Source organism: Serratia sp. HNCC26DJ206, from assembly GCF_057180605.1.
In genome coordinates, this window is the sequence record NZ_JBXUGP010000002.1 from 229497 (window position 1) to 249052 (window position 19556).

Genomic DNA, 19556 nt, shown 5'->3' on the forward strand with positions numbered 1-19556 from the left:
CGCTATCGAGGGTGTGATTCAGACTCAGCGCGGTTTTCGCTCGTGGGCGTCGTAATAACTGAAGAAACCGATCACGCCGTCGGCAATCGCGCGGGCGATTTTCTCGCGGAATGCGGTGGTCCCCAGCAGGCGCTCTTCCGCTGGGTTGGTAATAAAGGAGGTTTCCACCAGCACAGAAGGAATCGACGGGGATTTCAATACCGCAAATGCCGCCTGCTCGGTGCTGTCGCTGTGCAGCCGATGCACCGGGCGGATCTGCCCCAGCACGTGGCGGCCCAGCGTCAGGCTGTTGTTGATGGTGTCGGTCTGTACCAGATCGAACAATACCTGTTGCAGATAGTTATCCTGTTCCTGGTATTTGCCCCCGGCGATTTCATCGGCGGCGTTTTCCCGTTTAGACAGATAACGCGCCATGGCGCTACTGGCCCCACGATTGGAGAGCGCAAATACCGAAGCACCGGCGGCTTCCGGGCTGGTAAAACCGTCGGCGTGGATCGAGATAAACAGATCGGCCCGGTGCTGGTGGGCGATCTCCACGCGCTGGAACAGCGGGATGAATTCATCTTGTTCGCGCGTTAGCCGTGCCTCAACGTGATCGTGCTCATGCAGAAAGCGGCGCACGTGGTTGGCTATTTCCAGCACCACATGTTTTTCCTGCGAACCTTCGCGGCCTACGGCGCCGGAATCAATACCGCCATGGCCGGGATCGATCATCACCAGCTTTTTACCGCCAGCCGTTTTAGGTGCAGGTTTACTGTGCTGGCTGCGCAACATACTACCGGAATCGCTGGCTTGAGCACTTGACGTTTTGCCACCAAGCAGCGCCAGAGCAAGGCCGGAGAGCAACAGTTGGCGGCGTGTCTGTGAGGTAGCGAGAGGCGTAAAACTGAGGTAGGGGTCAATCGGTTTTTTCATCGCACTCGGCTCCAACGGGGAAGACTGTTTCGCGAGGTTATAGCGTATTGATCTTGATTAATCGACTTGATAACTATTGCTATTTATTACGCGAAAGTTTCGTCTGGCTGCAATGCTAACGACTTTGAGTATAATCAGAGTAATCCTTTTTATAATGGCGCATATCTAATGGAAATTCGCGTATTTCGACAAGACGACTTTGAAGAGGTCATCACCCTGTGGGAGCGTTGTGATCTGCTGCGGCCATGGAACGATCCTGAAATGGATATCGAACGCAAATTGAATCACGATCCAGACCTGTTCCTGGTGGCAGAAGTGGGCGGCGAAGTCGTGGGTTCGGTAATGGGGGGCTACGATGGCCACCGTGGCTCGGCGTATTATCTGGGCGTTCACCCTGATTATCGTGGCCGTGGCATTGCCAATGCGCTGATTAACCGGTTGGAGAAAAAGCTGATTGCGCGCGGTTGCCCAAAAATTCAACTGATGGTGCGTGAAGATAATGATACCGTGATCGAGATGTATGAAAAGTTGGGCTATGAGATCCAGGGTATTACCAGCCTGGGTAAACGGCTGATTGAAGATCAGGAATATTAAAAGTCAGGGCGGTGAATCGCACCGCCCCGATTATCGGTTATGGCAGCTTTTTGATGTTCTTCACATCGACTTCTACGCTGCTCCACTCTTTATCCACTTTCCCTTCCAACTGTACTTTGTCTTTCGGGGTGATGGTTTGGCCGCCCCAGCGTTTTTTATCGATCTCGACCGTCAGGGTACCGGTAGCATCGCGGAAGGTATAGGTATCATCACCCACGCGCTGCTCAATGCTGCCCTGCAACATCACCCAGGTATCGTCGCTCATCGATTTTACTTTATCCACGGTGGTCAGCGTTGCGCTTGGGCCGGAAAAACCGCCTTGTTGGCTGTTTTGCGTCTGGGCCTGTGGGGCGTTTGGATCGAGGAATCCGCCCTGCTGTGCCAAAACTGGGGCGCTACACAGGGCGATTAAGAGTGCTAAAGTGATTTTTTTCATTGGTGTTATCCTTATCTTTCATGAGAATCAATAGCCTTACTCATCAGGCTGCTTGTTTGATAGTGAGGATTAAACCATAAGGATCTTAAGAGCTTCTTAAGCTGGAGATTGAAAACGGTCAGCGTTGTCGCCATTTGTATGAATGATTATGGTATCAGCAAGGAATGGCGTTTGAAGAATCCATCACACCGGTTTTCACCGGACGATTACGATCAGCATGGTGTATTGCGCCTCCCCCTATGGTTTTGGGGCGTATTGATACTGCAGGCTCGCACCTGGATATTGTTTGTGATGGCGGGGGCTTCGCGCGATCAAGGAACGGGGCTGCTGCAACTGTTTTATCCCGATACCCAGCGTTTTTGGTACGGTATTTTGCTGGGCCTGCCAGCGGCACTGGCTTTCCTGATTGGTGGCCGCCGCCAGCACTGGCCGCGCTTGTGGCGTTGCTGGCGCTGGGTGCTGGCGTCTTCTCTGGCAGCCGCTTTGCTGGGATCGCTCTACAGCCTGTGGCAACAGGGCGGTAATGAGCCACCTCTGGACATGGTGTTGGTGCTGTTAGATGCGTTGGCGCTGGGTTATCTGCTGCTTAACCAACGCCTGAAGGCCTGCTTTATGCCAGAGGAAGAACTGGACTAATTCCTGTTTTTGCGGCACTTTTCCCAATTTGCACACTCCAAGCTCGCAACCAATGGCGTCGTCCAGGCAGTTATGAGAGGCTGAAACGGCCGATGTGTTTGATGTTAAGGAGCTATAAGATGAATATTCGCCCACTGCTGTTAGGGCTACCACTGCTACTGACCGGCTGTTCGACCTTGAGTAGTTTCTCTTGGTCCAGCCTGTCGCCGTTCAACTGGTTTGGCAGCAGCGTGGAAGTCAGCGGCAAAGGCGTCGGCGGCATTAATGCTGGTACCTCAATGACAGAAAGCGCGCTTGGCGAAGGTCTGAACAACAGCTACCGCATGCGCGGCGGCATGGCGACCAGCAACGGTCAGATCGTTGCCTACTATCAGGCGCTGGACGGCGATAACGTGAAACTGGTGATCACCGGTGAGCCAAAAGGCTATGCGCAGCGCGTCGACGTCATGGATCCTGATGTTGCCACCGAATGGGGCAGCAAGCTGGGCACGCCATTCAGCGATCTGTTCAGTAAAGCCTTTGGTTCCTGTAAACCGGGTGAGGGCGAGGACGCGGGAAACGTGGAGTGTGTGGCTGAGCAAAGCCGCTACGTCAGCTATATCTTCAGTGGTAAGTGGGCTGGCCCACAGGACATTATTCCACCTGATGACACGTTGCAGAGCTGGACGGTGAGCAAAATCATCTGGCATGCCAAAGCGCAATAATTCTCTTGCGGGTGTTTTTCGCGGCATCCGCATCTTTTAGCGTTAAATCCCGTTTTATTCTTTGCGCTCCGCTAAGGTAATTTTTTTCGCGTGCGTTAAGATAATGCGTGTTTGTAACAGGGAACCCACGCGTTGAACGCGAACCTGTTACCCGATTCAGGTATTGAGGATAACTACATGACACAGATTCAGAGCGGGATCCTGCTGGAGCATTGCCGTTTTGGCATCTTTATCGAAGCCATGGTTCAGGGTGAATTCGCCGATTTGCGTCAGGGGTGTAAGCAACTCTGCCAGTCGCTTAACGAGCTGCAACAGCAGTTCCCAGATGCCCATCTGGGCGCAGTGATAGCTTTTGGCGCTGACGTCTGGCACGACCTTTCCAACGGCCAGGGTGCTAAAGAGCTGAAGCCTTTTACGCCACTGGGCAAGGGTTTGGCACCGGCGACCCAGCGCGATTTACTGATCCATATTCAATCTCTGCGACATGACGTCAATTTCTCTTTGGCGCAGGCGGCACTGGCAGCTTTTGGCAATACCATCCGCGTTGAAGAAGAAACTCACGGTTTCCGTTGGGTGGAAGAGCGCGATCTGAGCGGCTTTATCGACGGCACCGAAAACCCGCAGGGCGAACAGCGCCCGGTGGTGGCGGTGATTGGTGAAGGCGATGAAGACGCAGGCGGCAGCTATGTGCTGGTGCAGCGCTATGAGCATAACCTGCGCCAATGGCAGCGTTTCACCACCGAGCAGCAAGAGCAGATCATTGGCCGTACCAAGCATGACAGCGAGGAACTGCCGCCGGAGCAGCGGCCAGAGACGTCGCACGTTAGCCGTGTTGATCTGAAAGAAGAGGGCAAAGGGCTGAAAATCCTGCGCCAGAGCCTGCCTTACGGCACCGCCAGCGGCAAACATGGCCTGTACTTTATTGCCTACTGCGCGCGCCTGCACAATATTGAACAACAACTGCTGAGCATGTTTGGCGAGTTGGATGGTAAACACGATGCTGTGCTGCGTTTCAGCCGTGCGGTGACCGGCAGTTACTACTTTGCGCCGTCGCTGACGCGCCTGCTGTCGCTTTGATGCCTTACCCAGGGTCAGCCACGCTGGCCCTGGTTTCCCTTCCCCCACTGCAAAACCGCTCCCTTCCTGCCTTAGAGCATTTGATGCTTGAAAATCACTAAACGGTATATAAAAGCGTTACAGCTCTGCATCGAGTTATAAATACACTGGTCAGCATCAGGGCAAAGACCCGGCGGTTTGACTGAGTGATAAGGTGCAGAATGAAATATAAAAATAGTGTGCTGAAAGGAGGTCTGGTGGCGTTGTTATTGGCCAGCGGTAGCCTTTCTGCAACTGAATTGCTCAACAGCTCCTACGACGTTTCCCGTGAATTGTTTGCCGCGCTGAATCCAGGCTTTGAACAGCAGTGGAATCAGCAGCATCCGAACGACAAACTGACGATCAAACAATCCCACGCAGGTTCTTCCAAACAGGCGCTGGCGATCCTTCAGGGGCTTAAGGCCGACGTGGTGACCTATAACCAGGTTACCGATGTGCAGATCCTGCACGATCGCGGCAAGCTGATCCCCGCCGACTGGCAGCAGCGTTTACCCAATAACAGCTCGCCGTTCTATTCCACCATGGCGTTTCTGGTGCACAAGGGTAACCCGAAAGGTATCCACACCTGGAACGATCTGGTGCGTGATGATGTGCAACTGGTCTTCCCGAATCCGAAAACCTCTGGCAATGGCCGTTATACCTATTTGGCCGCTTGGGGCGCAGCCAGCCAGGCTGATGATAACAATCAGGCCAAAACCCGCGCCTTTATGACCCGTTTGCTGAAAAACGTGGTGGTGTTTGATACCGGCGGCCGTGGCGCGACCACTACGTTCGTTGAGCGCGGTTTGGGCGACGTGCTGATCAGCTTTGAGTCGGAAGTGAATAACATCCGCAAGCAGTACGGTGAAGACAAATACGATGTGATCGTGCCACCCGTCGATATTCTGGCGGAGTTCCCGGTGGCCTGGGTGGATAAAAACGTTGAGAAAAATGGCACCGAGCAGGCAGCGAAAGATTATCTGAATTATCTCTACAGCCCGACGGCTCAGCATGTGATCACCAGTTTCTATTACCGCGTCTATGACCAGAAAGCGATGGATGCGGCGAAAGGCCAGTTCCCGCAGACCAAACTGTTCCGCGTGGAAGATCAGTTCGGCAGTTGGCCGCAGGTGATGAGCACACACTTCGCGACCGGTGGCGAGCTGGATCAACTGTTAGCGGCAGGGCATAAGTAATGTTGGCGTTGTCCAGCAAGCGGGTTCTGCCCGGCTTCACCCTCAGTCTGGGCAGCAGCCTGCTGTATACCTGCCTGATTTTGCTGTTGCCGCTCAGCGCGCTGGTGATGCAACTGGCGCAGATGAGCCTGGCGCAATACTGGGAAGTGATCACCAATCCGCAGGTGGTAGCCGCCTATAAAGTGACGCTGCTGGCGGCGGGCGTGGCCAGTATTTTCAACGCGGTGTTCGGCATGCTGATGGCCTGGATCCTTACCCGCTATCAATTTCCTGGCCGTTCTTTGCTGGATGGCTTGATGGACCTGCCTTTCGCGCTGCCAACGGCGGTGGCTGGCCTGACGCTGGCCGGGCTGTTTTCCACTACCGGCTGGTACGGGCAGTGGTTGGCGCAGTTTGATATCAAGGTGTCGTTTACCTGGCTCGGCATCGCAGTGGCGATGGCGTTCACCAGTATTCCGTTCGTGGTGCGCACCGTACAACCGGTGCTGGAAGAGTTGGGCCCAGAATACGAAGAAGCAGCAGAAACGCTGGGAGCAGGCCGCTGGCAGAGCTTCCGCCGCGTAGTCCTGCCGGAAGTAGCCCCGGCGCTGCTGGCCGGCACGGCGCTGTCGTTTACCCGCAGCCTGGGCGAGTTTGGCGCGGTGATCTTTATCGCCGGTAACATCGCTTGGAAGACCGAAGTGACCTCATTGATGATTTTTGTCCGTTTGCAGGAGTTTGATTACCCGGCGGCCAGCGCTATCGCCTCGGTGATCCTGGCTGCATCGTTACTGCTGCTGTTTGCGATTAACACTTTGCAGAGCCGCTTCGGCCGCCGTATTGGGGGGCACTGATGGCTGATATTACCGCCTTTCGTGGCGTAGAACGCCCGCGTGTGAATTGGGGTAAGTGGACGTTGATCGCTATCGGCGTACTGTTCTCGATTCTGCTGCTGGTGGTGCCGATGGTGGTGATTTTCATCGAGGCATTCTCCTCTGGCGCGGGGGCCGTGTGGCAGAACCTGTCCAATCCAGACATGTTGCATGCGATCTGGCTGACGGTGCTGGTGGCGCTGATTACCGTGCCGGTCAATCTGGTGTTCGGCACTTTGCTGGCCTGGCTGGTAACGCGCTTTACGTTCCCTGGCCGCCAATTGCTGCTAACGCTGTTTGATATGCCGTTTGCCGTGTCGCCGGTGGTGGCCGGGCTATTGTATCTGCTGTTTTACGGCACTAATGGGCCGATCGGCGGTTGGCTGGATGCGCATAACATCCAACTGATGTTCGCTTGGCCGGGTATGGTGTTGGTTACGGTATTCGTCACTTGCCCGTTTGTGGTGCGTGAACTGGTGCCGCTGATGTTGAGCCAGGGCAGTCACGAAGATGAGGCCGCCGTGCTGCTGGGGGCTTCTGGCTGGCAGATGTTCCGCCGCGTCACGCTGCCGAACATCCGCTGGGCGTTGCTGTACGGCGTGGTGCTGACCAATGCGCGCGCCATTGGTGAATTTGGTGCGGTGTCGGTGGTTTCCGGTTCGATTCGCGGTGAAACCTACACTTTACCGCTGCAAGTGGAATTACTGCATCAGGATTACAACACCGCCGGGGCCTTTACCGCCGCCGCGCTGCTGACCCTGATGGCCATAGTGACCTTATTTCTGAAAAGCGGCTTGCAATGGCGTTTAGCGCGCCAGAACGCACGTCTTGAGCGGGAGGAAAATCATGAGCATTGAGATCAACGGTATCAACAAATTCTTCGGTCGTACCAAGGTATTGAACGATATCTCGCTCGATATTCCTTCTGGTGAGATGGTGGCACTGCTGGGGCCGTCGGGTTCCGGTAAAACCACCCTGCTGCGGATTATCGCCGGGCTGGAAAGCCAGAGCGGCGGCAAGCTGGGCTTCCATGGTACAGATGTCAGCCGCGTGCACGCGCGCGATCGTCGCGTCGGTTTCGTATTCCAGCATTATGCGCTGTTCCGCCATATGACGGTATTCGACAATATCGCTTTTGGCCTGAGCGTGCTGCCGCGCCGCGAACGCCCGAATGCCGCAGCGATCAAACAGAAAGTGGAACAACTGCTGGAGATGGTGCAATTGGGCCACCTGGCGAATCGCTATCCTTCGCAACTTTCTGGTGGTCAGAAACAGCGTGTGGCGTTGGCGCGGGCGCTGGCAGTGGAACCGCAAATCCTGCTGTTGGATGAACCCTTTGGCGCATTGGATGCCCAGGTGCGCAAAGAACTGCGCCGCTGGCTGCGCCAACTGCATGAAGAGTTGAAATTCACCAGCGTGTTCGTCACTCACGATCAGGAAGAGGCAATGGAAGTGGCCGATCGTATCGTGGTGATGAGCCAGGGCAATATCGAGCAGGTGGGTTCACCGGTCGAGATCATGCGTGAACCAGCGACCCGTTTCGTATTGGAGTTTATGGGTGAAGTGAACCGCCTGAACGGCGAAATCCGTGGTTCGCAGTTGTTTGTGGGCGCCCACCAATGGCCGCTGTCGTTCCAGCCGATGCATCAGGGCCGCGTCGATCTGTTCTTGCGCCCGTGGGAAATGGAGATCAGCACTGAGAGCAGTGCCCGTTGTCCGTTACCGGTGCAGGTGCTGGAAGTCAGCCCGCGCGGCCACTTCTGGCAACTGACCGTGCAGCCGATCGGCTGGCATCAGGAACCGATTAGCGTGGTGCTGTCGGAAGACAATACGGCACCTACTCGCGGTGGCCGTTACTATGTCGGCAGCTTGAACGCGCGCCTGTATGCTGGTGAACAATTGTTACAACCGGTTGCGTTAGCGAAAAGCGCCTGATAGTTTTTAACCCCCCATTATTCGTATTTAAGGCAACCTTGGGGTTGCCTTTTGACATTATAAACAGGCAACGATTGTGACCACGCTGGAACAATGCATCGGGAATACACCGTTAGTAAAACTGCAACGATTGGCTGAAGGGCTGAGCGCGGAAGTCTGGGTCAAGCTGGAAGGTAATAATCCGGCAGGTTCGGTTAAAGATCGTGCCGCGCTGGCGATGATCCAACAGGCGGAACTGCGCGGTGAGATCACGCCGGGTGATACGCTGATCGAGGCAACCAGCGGCAACACCGGCATTGCGCTGGCGATGATTGCCGCGATGAAAGGCTATACCCTGAAGCTGCTGATGCCGGAAAACATGAGCATGGAACGCCAGGCGGCAATGCGCGCTTACGGCGCCGAACTGATCCTGGTCAGCCGTGAGCAGGGGATGGAAGGGGCACGCGATCTGGCGTTGGAGATGCAGCAGCAAGGGCAGGGCAAGGTGCTGGATCAGTTTAATAATCTGGATAATCCCTACGCCCACTTCACCACCACCGGCCCAGAAATCTGGCAGCAAACGGCGGGCCGCATTACCCATTTTGTTTCCAGCATGGGTACCACCGGCACCATTACCGGCGTTGGTAGTTACCTGAAAAGCCAAAATCCACAGGTTAACATCATCGGTCTGCAACCGGCCGAAGGCAGCAGTATTCCGGGCATTCGCCGTTGGCCAGCGGCCTACCTGCCGGGTATTTTCCGCCCTGAGCTGGTGGATCAGGTGCTGGATATGAGCCAAAGCCTAGCCGAGCAAACCATGCGTCAACTGGCGCAGCGCGAAGGGATCTTCTGCGGAGTTAGTTCCGGCGGTGCCGTGGCTGGCGCATTGCGTATCGCAGCGGCCAACCCAGGCAGCGTGATTGTGGCGATTATCTGCGATCGCGGCGATCGTTACCTCTCCACTGGCGTGTTTGACTAATGCCTCTTCCCTACTGTCGGTATATTGATATCGCTGTGTGATATGTAAGGATTGAGTAAAACCGGCTGCGCCATGAATCAATCAGCGGGAGAATGACGTGAATCAGCGAGGGAGAAAGGCATGAAAATTTTGTTGGTTGACGACGATCTTGAACTGGGTACCATGCTGAGCGAATACCTGACCGCTGAAGGATTCAACGCGACCCTGGTGCTGAACGGCAAAGATGGAGTCGCTGGGGCGCTTTCCGGTAACTACACCGCGATGATCCTCGATATTATGCTGCCGGATATGAGCGGCATTGATGTGCTGCGTGAGGTGCGCAGAAAAAGTCGCTTGCCGATCATCATGCTGACCGCCAAAGGCGACAACATTGATCGGGTGATTGGCCTGGAGATGGGGGCTGACGATTACGTGCCCAAGCCGTGCTATCCGCGTGAACTGGTAGCACGCCTGCGTGCGGTGCTGCGCCGTTTTGAAGAACAGCCGGAAGCGGTGAATAAGGATTTGGTGTTGGTATTTGGCGAACTGACGCTGAACCCTTCCACCCGCAGCACGGAATGGCAAGGAAAGGTGTTTGACCTGACGGCATCGGAGTTCAATTTGTTGGAGCTGCTGCTGCGCGCGCCGGAGCGGGTGGTTTCTAAAGACGAGCTTTCGCAGAAAGGGCTGGGGCGCCAGCGTGAAGCCTACGATCGCAGCGTTGACGTTCATATCAGCAATATCCGCCAAAAATTGAGTGTGCTGACCGGTAACCTGCTGAGTATCGAAACGGTGCGCAGTATCGGTTATCGCATCAGGTGATGCCTATGCGCGGAAGACTGTTCTGGAAAATCCTGCTCGGCTTTTGGCTGACGTTCATCATCATGACCCAGGCATTGTGGGTCACCTTCACTTTTTATGGTAATCGCCATGAATCACCGGAAACCAGCATTGCCCGGCGTATGGTCAGCCTGCAAATAGCATCGGCTGCTGCCGTGCTACAAAGCGGCGGCATGCCAGCGCTGAACGCCATGGTGGCTGATTGGCCGCCGAACGATCGTCGTTTCTTCACCGTGACTCCGGCGGCACAGCCACCGGCAGAGGATGCGGTGCAAAGCGCTGAGGCGGGGCGGCTACCACCAAAGGTGGCTAAATGGGTGATCGGGGCGGATAACCGGGGTTATTTGCTGAGTTATGATCTTGAAGGGCTACGGCAAGAGTACCGCCCCACCAAGCGCTGGCGCTTTCTTAATATCCCGGCTCCATTTCTGTGGGTGGGTGCTTTGGGCGGGTTGCTGTTCAGCGCAGTGCTGGCCTGGAACCTGACGCGCCCAATGCGCCAGCTGCGCGCCGGTTTTGAACGGGTGGCACAGGGTGATTTGGCGGTGCGGTTGTTCCCAGCGATGCGGCGGCGACATGATGAGCTTTCCGAGGTGGCGCGCGATTTCGATACCATGGCGGAACGGCTGGAACTGCTGGTCAGCGCCCGCGAGCAACTGCTGCACGACGTTTCCCATGAGCTACGCTCGCCATTGGCACGTTTACAGTTGGCGATCGGTCTGGGGCGGCAAAATCCTGATAACGTGGAAAACTCACTGCAGCGCATTGAGCATGAGGCAGGGCGCCTGGACAAAATGATTGGGGAACTGCTGACCCTGTCGCGTGCTGAGAGTAATTGCCTGCCAGATGAAGAGTATTTTGATCTCTACGGATTGGTGGATGCGGTAGTGAACGATGCGCGCTACGAGGCGCAAATCCCTAACGTAGAGATTGTATTGCAGGCCAGTCCAGACGTGGAGTATACGGTGAAAGGCAATGCAGAACTGATGCGCCGCGCGGTGGAAAATATCATTCGCAATGCGCTGCGTTTCTCTGGCCACGGGCAGCGGGTTATGGTGGAACTGACCTGTGTTGATCAACTGTTGCAGATTGAGGTCAGCGATCAGGGGCCAGGGGTAGAAGAGTCGAAGCTTTCCAGCATTTTTGATCCCTTTGTGCGGGTGAAGTCGGCGCTGTCTGGCAAAGGGTATGGGCTGGGGCTGGCGATTGCCCGTAAAGTCGTGTTGGCGCACGGTGGGCAGGTAGAGGCGCATAACGGTGAACAGGGCGGGTTGGTGATTAGGCTGCGGGTGCCGCGCTGGGTTGCATAGGCTCGGGCGCTACATGCCAGCGCCCGATCGTTGAAGGTTAGTTAAAGGTGACCAACATGTCTGTTGAGGCATCAACAGGGCCTAGAGGTAAAGTTGCTCCACCAGAGCACAAGCGCCAGGTGATTTGGCTATTGGTGACTTTGGTAGACTCGACGTTGCTGATACTCCCTACTTTGAGCTGAGTATTATCAAATGGAATACCGGTAGTTAAGTTACAAGCACCGCTGCCCGTTACGCCGTTATCAATTTCGCCCGTGATATAGCCACCGCCTTGAGTCAGTGCCAGCCGTGTTGGGGTTGATTGGTACTCGCCGCTGGCGGCGCGGAACTGGACGTTGATATTGGCATTAATCTTGTCTGTATCTTGTGAACAGGCAACGGTGAGCGGATAGGACAAACGTGCCAATTCGCTGCCAACTTGAGTATTACGCTGCACACCGCCAAAGTTGATATTGGTGGTGGTGGCTATGGTGCACTCCAAGGTAGAGATACGCAGGGTGATAGCACTGGGTAAAATCTGTTGAGAACGATCTGCGCCAGCATGAGCTGCCTGAAAACTTGCGGCGTACATGGCTGGAATGATGATTTGCTGGCTGCTTTGTCTGCCATTAGCCACCATTACCCAAGTACCTGAGAGTTGAGCAGTTCGTAGAAAACCATTCCGATAAAAATAAGCTACGTCGTTCTGACGTGGAGGTAAACACCACTGCCTGGAGGTAAAGAGAGTACTCGTCGTTGGATTCGTGATGACAAACCCTGAACTGGTTCTCCCTTCCGTGCGGGGTAATCCTATCGTACCGGTTAGCGTTTCCTGTGTGTTGGAAGGGGTAAGAGGATAGGTCGCGCTTATGGTCGCCCTAGGGATCAGCCCAACCCCTATAGCGATCGGTAATGCCATATAACCCTCAATTTCTTCAAGTTTCGAAGTATCCATGCAGACGTTTGGGCTATCGGATATCGCGGCTATCCCATAAATATTGAACAACCTAGTATCAGCGATACTTCCTGACAAATTTGCACTAAAGGGGTATCCCTCCCAGACAATACCTTTACCCTTGCCGATAGTAATGATATCGACTGCTCTGGACGAAGGGACGGACACCAGTAATAAAGTCAATATGGTCAGTAGACGCGTAGTACCACTGTTTGGCCGGTTTTGATGAGTCGATGAGGGTATATGCATGCTTTTCATTGTCTCTCTCTTTCTGTTTTCATGCTCTGTGGCGATGTTTACTGCTTTTGAGGTTGCCATGATGTGTTTATTTCCCCTGACAGACGATGGTCAACATGCGTACCGGGTTGTTGACGGAGGGGGCAGCGACTTTTGCCAGGTTAAAAGCGGCCAGGCATTGCTGGTCTGCCTCTTTGCCCCAGGTCACCTTCAGCTTCCCTTGTTCCGATAATCCGCTCAGGTATACCTGGCCTGCTTCACCGACAATCCCGGTATTCGGCTCCTGTGCGGTCTTGTTCTCTATGGTGACCAGTGCTCCAAACGGTACCGGAGTGTTGTTCGCCTGCAGCAGCGTCATCAACACCTGGTAGCCTACGTGTGTAGCAAAGTTGGCCATCACCACAGCTCCTTTGGTCGGGTACACGTTCAGGCTCGACTGGTTAACATCCACATCGTCTGGCAAGGTGGCCGGGTTTAAGCTGACGTTGTTAAGCTGATAGTTCGACAGGTAAGGCACTACCGCATAGCCGCGGTTGTCCGTCTGAATATTGCCGTTCATCACGCTGGTCCCCTTGGCCCCTGGTGCACTGACAATGGCTAGCGAATTGCCCAACATCTGGCTCAAGGTTACCCCTTGCGGATGCACTACGATCCCGCCGTTACCGCTCATGTTCAACGAGCGATTCTGGCGGCTGTAGCTATAGCCCATGCTGGCAGACCCTTTGCTGCCTTGATAACCGGCGTTCAGCGTGCTGTTGTTACTGTTTTGCCCATTTGACCAGCCCTGCATTGCGCTATAGGAGATACGGCTATCGAGCGCGCTGCCATTAATCCCGGTCTGCTGCTGGACCTGCCCATGATTGTCGTGTGTCATCTGGTAACTGGCATAGGCGTTACGCGCGGCAGGTGAGGCGGTGAACATATTCAATGGCACCTGCATGTTCAGTGATAACTGCCGGTTCTCTGGCCAACTGCCATCCCCCTTCAGCCGGTCAATGCTGTAGGCCAGGCCGTAACTCACACCGCGGTAACTGCCGTTGTAACCCGCCGATACCGTGTTCATCACCTTGTTGTTGCCCCAGAAATCGTTGCGAGAAGCGGACAAATACAGTGAGCCCCATGAATCCAGTTGCTGGCTGAGTCGCACCTGGAAATTGGAACGCTGACGCTCCAGAGCCCAAGGTACCTGGCCGTCACTGAGTTGGAAACCCAGGTTGTTGAAGTCAGAGAAACTGTAATAGTTGCGCGTTGAATAGCGATAGGCGGTCAGATCTACCGCTGTACCCGTGCTCAGCATGCTTTTGGAATAACGCAGCCGGTAAGAATACCCTTGCTGATGAGCGTTTTGCCCAGGCAATTTGGTGCTGGAGGCCGTGATGTCTGCCGACAATGCGCCGAAGTTGCCCAGGGAGAAACCGCTACCCGCTACGGCAGAGACATAATCTTTGGCTAAGAGGGTACCGCCATACAGGGTGATATCATGAGGCAGGCCGTAGATGGCGGTGCCCAGCACAAAGTTCGCCTGCTGCGAGTCGACGGTGATGCCACCGTTGTAGCGGCCTGCCGTCACTTCATACTTCAGGCTGCCTTGCCGCCGCATCACTGGGAGCGATGAGAAGGCCAGCGTCTGGGTGCGGACGGTGCCATCGGATTCGTTAATGGTGAGGATCAAATCACCTGCTTGGCCGGTCTGGAACAGGTCATTGATACGGAATGGCCCAGGAGCCACATAGGTCTGATAGACGACGTTACCGTTCTGGCTCACCGTGACGCGTGCGTTGGTTTGCGCAATACCGCTGATGATGGGCGCAAAACCGCGCAGGCTGGTGGGCAGCATGTCGTCACTGGAATTAAGCTTGACCCCACGAAACGGGATGCTGTCAAACACGTCGTTTTCGGTGCTGTTTTCCCCCAACAGAATCTCTGACCGCCAGGGTTGGATATCGCGCTGCAGGTAAGTGTTGCTAAACTGCGTGCTCTGGGTGGTCAGAGCAGCCATATCGTTCGCATTATTGGTGTTACGTGAATAGGTCATGTTGCTGCGCAGGCGCCAGGCTTGCCAGTTAGCGCCACCTTGTACGTTGGCAAACAGGTTGGTTTGGGTGTTACTGCCCATACCAGGTTGTTCCCCCTGCCAATTGCGCCCGCCATTCAGGTTATAGTTGAACAACAATGCGGGTACGCCGTGATCCCATAAGGCGGGATCGACAGCCCCTTGTGCATTGGGCTGCATTGCTACCTGGGGAACACTGATATCCAGACGAAGCTGGGCAAAATCAAACTGGGTTTTTGATTCTGGAATAAGGGTGGCAAGATTCTTTACCGGCGCTTCTGGTGGCAACCCTACAAAGGTGGGTAAAACCTTTGTATTCACGCCTAGTTTGTTAAGGAAAGCGGGTGAGAGTTGCGGCTGGATGTCGCCATTGGCGTCCGCCTTGAATATCAAGGTGTGCTGCCCCTGGTCTGTTTGGTTCATAAACAGGGAGACAGTGTAGGTGCCTGGCGGTGTTTTTCCTGAGGTCTCAAAGGTGCTCAGATCTACCGTGGCGGCGTCTGTTCCACTGAGAGAAAGCAGCCCTGGATCAAAATAGTCTCGAGCTACAGCAGGCGTACCGCTCACCAGTAAGGTAGCTCCTGCCAGCACAGGCAATAGCGTGAAATCAGTATGTCGTGTTGTCATTATTATCGCGTCCATAACGAAAGCTAAAGTGTCACTTTTCCATGCATTACTTCAGAAAAGACCTACAAGGGGCGCTGCTCAACGGGAGTATCCCAGCCGTCTTCATCAATCAGTTGCCATGTCACGTTGCCAGAGGTATCGTTTGGCAAGATGTAGCGCTGTTGGCCTTTTGGGGGAACCATCAGGCGCAACTGCGCTTTGTCCAGTGCAGTTTTTCCCACCGTTAAGCGTGAAAAAGTCAGCCAATAGGGTGTCGGGTTTTCTGCAATCAACTGGTTGCCATCACGGCGGAATTTCAGCTTGGGGGCCATGTCGGCAACGGCGCGCTTAACCAACCCTTCCGGGCGGTAAAACACCTTCATATTGCTGGTGACCGTCAATACCATCTGTTTCTCTTCCGCGCGCTGTTCCGGTGCCGCCTGAGTGGGGATTGCCTTCATCGAGATAAAAAAGACCGACTCACGATCGGCCGGTAACGGTTCGCCGTTACGTCGAATACGCAGTGTCAGTTCGCTGTTGGCTTCTAAGCGGGAAAGCGGTGGGGTGACAATAAATGGCATGGCCGGATGTTTTCCCTCGGCCACATTGCCGGTTACCGGGTCAACAGGCTGTATCCGGGACTGCATCAAATAGGGACTTGAGGCTGTATTATTGGCCGTCAGGGTGATCCCTCGCTTATCGCTCCCAAGATAAATGACGCGCAACACCTGAAAGGAAATGCCTTTTGGGGCAGCAGAGGTTGTTTGCGCATGAACTGTGCTGACATAGGCCGTTAGCAGACAAAAGATCCAGCCGACAGAACGCCAGCGAAATAAAGAGTTCATTACGGAGTTTCCTGTGTAGATGAGACCGTTTCTTGGCATAGGGGTGATAACCCGCCGTAGTCAGTGACAGTCTGCCATTCGGCCTTGGTGATGCGTTGTTGCGCTGGATAGTTCTGTCCACTCATAGGCGCCAGTATGGATGATTGAGCATCCAGATTGACCGAGGCCATGTTGAGCTTTAGATTCCCCAACGTCTGAAAATAAGGGGTCGGATTATCGACGTGTACCCCGTTAGCTGTGTGGCTAAAACGCAGATTGCAGAGAGCTTTGCTTGGCGGCATTTTCAGGCCCGCCGGGCGATAAAACAGCTTGATAATAAAACGCACCCCCATTGATAGCTGAGTCTGAGGGATGCTGTTATCGGTCTGAGCGGGTATTGCTAATACCGCAAGATAAAAGAGTGACTCTCGATCAGTTGGCAGAGCAGTGCCCTGCGGGATAATACGCAGCAACTGACGGCTATCAGGTTTGAGCGGGAAAAGCGGCGGTGTCACCACAAAAGGTGCAGGGGTAACATCGTCAGGCGTTTGCTGTACCCGGCTCTGAATCAGATAGCTCAGATTACCGGTATTTTTCACCGCTAAAGTCTGCGCTTTATCTGAGGACAGAAAGATCACCCGCGTTTGGCTCAAGCTGACCCCGCCGCCAGCAGCAGCCTGGGCTGCCAGAGCCTGCTCTGATATCAGCAGGCAAAGGCTGGCAGCCACTATTGCGCGATAGGTCGGTATCAACAACATATCAGCCTCAGCGATAGGCCAGGTTAAACAGAATGCGGGCTGTCAATGTCCCAGCGCTTAATGAGCCACTGGTGCATGCCAAGCTGCCGCAGGTGAGCCCGGCGTAAAACCTGATACTCTGATCGGATGGGTTAGCCCCCATTGCAGCCAATGGAATGTTGTCGCCATCTTTGATTTCAGTGTCACTGTAGCTGGGCGAAACGTCCGTTTTTACCAGCATGACGCCTACACCAGAAGCTATGGAGTCACTGCTGCGGAACAGCCAACGACTGTCTCGAGTGATGCCGTCACCGCTGACGTTAACAACCGGAGTGAGGCTGGCGTCGGTCCCGCTGCAATCCTGAACGATGAGCGTAAAGGGTTGTGCTGCCTGCAGGGTTGAAGGAGTTAACTGCGACAGATGAACCGAATCGAGTACCAGCGTGCTTTTATCCAGGCTGAAGGTGCATGTTCCTGGGTTGAGCATGGCAGAGAAATTGAGCGTCACCGCTTGAGCAGGCACACTCACCAGGCCCGTTAATGCCAACAGCATCAACAAAAAAGATTTTTTACGGTAGGTTATAGCTGAACGCATTGATTCCCCCTTCGTCGTTAATAGTTTCCCAATGAATGACTGAACCCTGCGCGATTGTTGTTGGATAGATATGGCTACTGAATGGTGCAATCATTAAAGCTGCTGGTGTATCGAGTTTGATTGCTTGTTTTCCTACGCGCAGGCTGGCAAAGCTGACAAAATAGGGAGAATTGTTTTTAAGCTGGAGCCCTTCTTTAACCTTTGAAAATTGCAGGCTTTGTTGTGCAGCCATGGATGATGAAGGCAGACTGGCTGGGCGATAGAACATTTTTATGATATTACCAATCCCAAATTGGGCATTGCCATGCACCCCAGACTGCTGGTTAGGGGATAGGGGCGCGCTACTGGCTGGAATGGCACTGGCATGAAAATAAAATACCGATTCACGATCTCTCGGTAATATCGATTTTTGCTCCACAATACGTATTTGGTTGACGCTGTTGGGTTCCAGTCGAAATAGCGGTGGTCTTGTCAGAAAAGGGGCGGGTTGGCTTCCGTCTTGGGAACCGCTTATTTTAGCCTGCACCAGATACGGTTGTGCTGTCATGGTATTGCGCACTGTCACGCTGATACTCTCAGCACCCTGAGGATAAATCAGACGGGTGGCATTGATACCAAAACCACCTGTTTGAGCTATAGCAAGCAGGGGAAGCCAAGCAAGCAATAATGAGATCAATGAGAAAATACGGGACATATAACAGTTCCTGAGCGCTAAAAAAGGGGGCAAATAATGCCCCCGGGATATAAATCAGTTGTAGGCAAAGCTGAACAGAACTGGTGCGTTGACAGCACCGATGTTTACACCAGTGGTTGTCGTTGCTGCTAAACCAGCCTGCAGGCTCAGAGTCTTACCGTTGAAGTCTGTTTGTGCTGGAGTTGCGCCAGCAGTAGCAACTAACAGTTTGTCTCCGCTCTTGATATAAGTCCCTGCTGGAGCAGAAGCCAGGCGCAGCATTACACCGGTATTGGTGCCAGTGCTGTTAAAGATATTTGGGTTACCACCCAGAGTTTGACCAGTCACTACCAGGCTAGCGGTGTCGCCACCCAGCAATGGAGTCTGGCAGTTGTTGACACCCACGGTGAATGCCTTCTGGCTTGCTACAACCGGAGTTGCTACGGTAGTAAAGTCGGCTGGCGTATGGTTACCCAGGTCCAGGTTGCTGGTGGACAGGCTAACGTCACAGGTGGCTGCTACTACAGTACCAGTAACAGTGAGCTGGGCGTTGGAAGCAGCCTGAGCATTACCAGCGGCAGCCAACAGCAACAGAGCAACTGGGGTCATAGTTGATAGGATCTTGCGCATCATATTTCCTTATATATAGATAATAATATTCCGGATACCCGGAGAGGTTACGTGACATATATACGCCACAGACAGCATGAAAAACCTATTACACGAACTAATAAAGCAAATGGCTAATATTGTATTCTGGCCGCGCGGAGTTAATGCGCTGCATATATTAAATGTGTCTTTAATTATTCATCTTGATTAAATTGAGGACCATTATATTTATGGGTGCTCTTTTTAGATGACAAGTACACGAGTGCTCATCGCTCTATCAGGGTGATAACGTTTAGAAACAATATGGCTGTTTGAGTAACAGATAAGGAACTGCTACTCCAATTAGCGGAGGAGTGAAATGGGTGTCTTTTTCCTTGTTATTGATGCTCATTATTTCCTCCTGAAATAAATATTTTTATTCCCAACGGCTACCATTATGATATGTCGAAAATAATAATTAAAAACATCTAACCAACAGGTTATTTGATGTCGAGCACTATAGGACATGTCTTGGTATATTGGAAGATGATATTTTGTTTCATGCTATGCATAAATATCATTTCTTCTGGAATGGTTAAAATTTAGAAATGGGTTGATTTAGTAGGATTATATAAAAACATTATTTTTGCACAGATATTAGCCAGTAAGGGGGCGATAGATTAATGTTTATACTGCATAAAATCTGAGGATATCTGCACTTTCCGATTTTTTAAGGCACTAAATCGATCCACTTGGAGTCGGAGATGCGAAGAACTATCGGGTTCTGTAACTTTTCGCGATAAAAATCGTTGTCTGGAGATTATCTGGCGTTGGTCAGCGGTTTATCACCTCGTAGGCCA

At 53.5% G+C, this 19556-nt stretch carries 20 protein-coding genes; 11 read left to right on the forward strand and 9 right to left on the reverse strand.

Annotated features, from left to right (window positions below; translation table 11 throughout):
• Positions 1-24: 24 nt before the first annotated feature.
• Positions 25-915 (reverse strand): N-acetylmuramoyl-L-alanine amidase AmiA, encoded by an 891-nt coding sequence (gene amiA / locus AC2A1E_RS02455; protein WP_484382397.1) that lies wholly within the window; start codon positions 913-915, stop codon positions 25-27.
• Between the two features lie 168 nt (positions 916-1083).
• Here amiA and AC2A1E_RS02460 point away from each other — a divergent pair, with 168 nt between their 5' ends.
• A complete protein-coding gene (locus AC2A1E_RS02460; protein ID WP_076942885.1) occupies positions 1084-1509 on the forward strand; it encodes a GNAT family acetyltransferase in 426 nt (141 codons plus the stop codon).
• Positions 1510-1546: 37 nt separating this feature from the next.
• Here the strand turns inward: AC2A1E_RS02460 and AC2A1E_RS02465 are convergent, their stop codons facing one another.
• Entirely contained in the window at positions 1547-1945 is a 399-nt protein-coding gene (locus AC2A1E_RS02465; protein ID WP_473187995.1) for a YgiW/YdeI family stress tolerance OB fold protein, read from the reverse strand.
• 171 nt (positions 1946-2116) lie between these two features.
• On the opposite strand from AC2A1E_RS02465, the gene AC2A1E_RS02470 reads away from it, so the two are divergent.
• From AC2A1E_RS02470 to AC2A1E_RS02515, 10 genes are all read left to right on the forward strand, one after another.
• Positions 2117-2581 carry a DUF2919 domain-containing protein gene (locus tag AC2A1E_RS02470; RefSeq protein WP_484382398.1) on the forward strand — a complete coding sequence of 155 codons (465 nt, stop codon included), beginning with the start codon at positions 2117-2119 and terminating at the stop codon, positions 2579-2581.
• A gap of 119 nt (positions 2582-2700) precedes the next feature.
• Positions 2701-3285, forward strand: a complete 585-nt coding sequence (locus AC2A1E_RS02475; RefSeq protein ID WP_484382399.1) for an RpoE-regulated lipoprotein — start codon at positions 2701-2703, stop codon at positions 3283-3285.
• 177 nt (positions 3286-3462) lie between these two features.
• Positions 3463-4362 carry a Dyp-type peroxidase gene (locus tag AC2A1E_RS02480; protein ID WP_484382400.1) on the forward strand — a complete coding sequence of 300 codons (900 nt, stop codon included), beginning with the start codon at positions 3463-3465 and terminating at the stop codon, positions 4360-4362.
• A 200-nt stretch (positions 4363-4562) separates the two neighbouring features.
• Positions 4563-5576, forward strand: a complete 1014-nt coding sequence (locus AC2A1E_RS02485) for a sulfate ABC transporter substrate-binding protein (protein ID WP_484382401.1) — start codon at positions 4563-4565, stop codon at positions 5574-5576.
• Entirely contained in the window at positions 5576-6409 is an 834-nt protein-coding gene (cysT, locus tag AC2A1E_RS02490) for a sulfate/thiosulfate ABC transporter permease CysT (protein WP_459401828.1), read from the forward strand. The genes AC2A1E_RS02485 and cysT overlap by 1 nt, the downstream gene beginning before the upstream one ends.
• The gene (cysW, locus tag AC2A1E_RS02495; protein WP_459401829.1) at positions 6409-7284 is read left to right on the forward strand and encodes a sulfate/thiosulfate ABC transporter permease CysW; all 876 of its coding nucleotides are present in this window, start codon (positions 6409-6411) and stop codon (positions 7282-7284) included. Before cysT ends, cysW begins: the two co-directional genes overlap by 1 nt.
• The gene (gene cysA, locus AC2A1E_RS02500; RefSeq protein WP_459401830.1) at positions 7274-8362 is read left to right on the forward strand and encodes a sulfate/thiosulfate ABC transporter ATP-binding protein CysA; all 1089 of its coding nucleotides are present in this window, start codon (positions 7274-7276) and stop codon (positions 8360-8362) included. Before cysW ends, cysA begins: the two co-directional genes overlap by 11 nt.
• Positions 8363-8438: 76 nt before the next feature.
• A complete protein-coding gene (gene cysM, locus AC2A1E_RS02505) occupies positions 8439-9320 on the forward strand; it encodes a cysteine synthase CysM (protein WP_484382402.1) in 882 nt (293 codons plus the stop codon).
• A 120-nt stretch (positions 9321-9440) separates the two neighbouring features.
• On the forward strand, positions 9441-10121 hold the full coding sequence (locus AC2A1E_RS02510; protein ID WP_484382403.1) for a response regulator transcription factor: 681 nt from the start codon (positions 9441-9443) through the stop codon (positions 10119-10121).
• Positions 10122-10126: 5 nt separating this feature from the next.
• On the forward strand, positions 10127-11449 hold the full coding sequence (locus AC2A1E_RS02515; protein WP_484382404.1) for an ATP-binding protein: 1323 nt from the start codon (positions 10127-10129) through the stop codon (positions 11447-11449).
• A gap of 37 nt (positions 11450-11486) precedes the next feature.
• Here the strand turns inward: AC2A1E_RS02515 and AC2A1E_RS02520 are convergent, their stop codons facing one another.
• The 7 genes from AC2A1E_RS02520 to AC2A1E_RS02550 form a co-directional block, all read right to left on the reverse strand.
• Entirely contained in the window at positions 11487-12701 is a 1215-nt protein-coding gene (locus AC2A1E_RS02520; protein WP_484382405.1) for a hypothetical protein, read from the reverse strand.
• Between the two features lie 7 nt (positions 12702-12708).
• Positions 12709-15300 carry a fimbria/pilus outer membrane usher protein gene (locus AC2A1E_RS02525; protein ID WP_484382406.1) on the reverse strand — a complete coding sequence of 864 codons (2592 nt, stop codon included), beginning with the start codon at positions 15298-15300 and terminating at the stop codon, positions 12709-12711.
• A 62-nt stretch (positions 15301-15362) separates the two neighbouring features.
• Positions 15363-16124: a fimbrial biogenesis chaperone gene (locus AC2A1E_RS02530; RefSeq protein WP_484382407.1), complete on the reverse strand. Its 762-nt coding sequence runs from the start codon at positions 16122-16124 to the stop codon at positions 15363-15365.
• Positions 16124-16861 carry a fimbrial biogenesis chaperone gene (locus AC2A1E_RS02535; RefSeq protein WP_484382408.1) on the reverse strand — a complete coding sequence of 246 codons (738 nt, stop codon included), beginning with the start codon at positions 16859-16861 and terminating at the stop codon, positions 16124-16126. The genes AC2A1E_RS02530 and AC2A1E_RS02535 overlap by 1 nt, the downstream gene beginning before the upstream one ends.
• A 7-nt stretch (positions 16862-16868) precedes the next feature.
• Complete coding sequence (locus tag AC2A1E_RS02540; RefSeq protein WP_484382409.1) at positions 16869-17435, reverse strand: fimbrial protein; 567 nt, start codon at positions 17433-17435, stop codon at positions 16869-16871.
• Complete coding sequence (locus tag AC2A1E_RS02545; RefSeq protein WP_484382410.1) at positions 17410-18129, reverse strand: fimbrial biogenesis chaperone; 720 nt, start codon at positions 18127-18129, stop codon at positions 17410-17412. Before AC2A1E_RS02545 ends, AC2A1E_RS02540 begins: the two co-directional genes overlap by 26 nt.
• A gap of 54 nt (positions 18130-18183) precedes the next feature.
• Positions 18184-18717: a fimbrial protein gene (locus tag AC2A1E_RS02550; protein ID WP_484382411.1), complete on the reverse strand. Its 534-nt coding sequence runs from the start codon at positions 18715-18717 to the stop codon at positions 18184-18186.
• Between the last annotated feature and the right edge of the window lie 839 nt (positions 18718-19556).

Excerpts from the sequence above, each read along its gene's own strand:
- amiA (WP_484382397.1), bottom strand. The coding sequence starts at position 915 with ATGAAAAAACCGATTGACCCCTACCTCAGTTTTACGCCTCTCGCTACC.
- AC2A1E_RS02460 (WP_076942885.1), top strand. The coding sequence starts at position 1,084 with ATGGAAATTCGCGTATTTCGACAAGACGACTTTGAAGAGGTCATCACC.
- AC2A1E_RS02465 (WP_473187995.1), bottom strand. The coding sequence starts at position 1,945 with ATGAAAAAAATCACTTTAGCACTCTTAATCGCCCTGTGTAGCGCCCCA.
- AC2A1E_RS02475 (WP_484382399.1), top strand. The coding sequence starts at position 2,701 with ATGAATATTCGCCCACTGCTGTTAGGGCTACCACTGCTACTGACCGGC.
- AC2A1E_RS02480 (WP_484382400.1), top strand. The coding sequence starts at position 3,463 with ATGACACAGATTCAGAGCGGGATCCTGCTGGAGCATTGCCGTTTTGGC.
- AC2A1E_RS02485 (WP_484382401.1), top strand. The coding sequence starts at position 4,563 with ATGAAATATAAAAATAGTGTGCTGAAAGGAGGTCTGGTGGCGTTGTTA.
- cysT (WP_459401828.1), top strand. The coding sequence starts at position 5,576 with ATGTTGGCGTTGTCCAGCAAGCGGGTTCTGCCCGGCTTCACCCTCAGT.
- cysW (WP_459401829.1), top strand. The coding sequence starts at position 6,409 with ATGGCTGATATTACCGCCTTTCGTGGCGTAGAACGCCCGCGTGTGAAT.
- cysA (WP_459401830.1), top strand. The coding sequence starts at position 7,274 with ATGAGCATTGAGATCAACGGTATCAACAAATTCTTCGGTCGTACCAAG.
- AC2A1E_RS02510 (WP_484382403.1), top strand. The coding sequence starts at position 9,441 with ATGAAAATTTTGTTGGTTGACGACGATCTTGAACTGGGTACCATGCTG.
- AC2A1E_RS02515 (WP_484382404.1), top strand. The coding sequence starts at position 10,127 with ATGCGCGGAAGACTGTTCTGGAAAATCCTGCTCGGCTTTTGGCTGACG.
- AC2A1E_RS02520 (WP_484382405.1), bottom strand. The coding sequence starts at position 12,701 with ATGGCAACCTCAAAAGCAGTAAACATCGCCACAGAGCATGAAAACAGA.
- AC2A1E_RS02525 (WP_484382406.1), bottom strand. The coding sequence starts at position 15,300 with ATGACAACACGACATACTGATTTCACGCTATTGCCTGTGCTGGCAGGA.
- AC2A1E_RS02530 (WP_484382407.1), bottom strand. The coding sequence starts at position 16,124 with ATGAACTCTTTATTTCGCTGGCGTTCTGTCGGCTGGATCTTTTGTCTG.
- AC2A1E_RS02535 (WP_484382408.1), bottom strand. The coding sequence starts at position 16,861 with ATGTTGTTGATACCGACCTATCGCGCAATAGTGGCTGCCAGCCTTTGC.
- AC2A1E_RS02540 (WP_484382409.1), bottom strand. The coding sequence starts at position 17,435 with ATGCGTTCAGCTATAACCTACCGTAAAAAATCTTTTTTGTTGATGCTG.
- AC2A1E_RS02545 (WP_484382410.1), bottom strand. The coding sequence starts at position 18,129 with ATGTCCCGTATTTTCTCATTGATCTCATTATTGCTTGCTTGGCTTCCC.
- AC2A1E_RS02550 (WP_484382411.1), bottom strand. The coding sequence starts at position 18,717 with ATGACCCCAGTTGCTCTGTTGCTGTTGGCTGCCGCTGGTAATGCTCAG.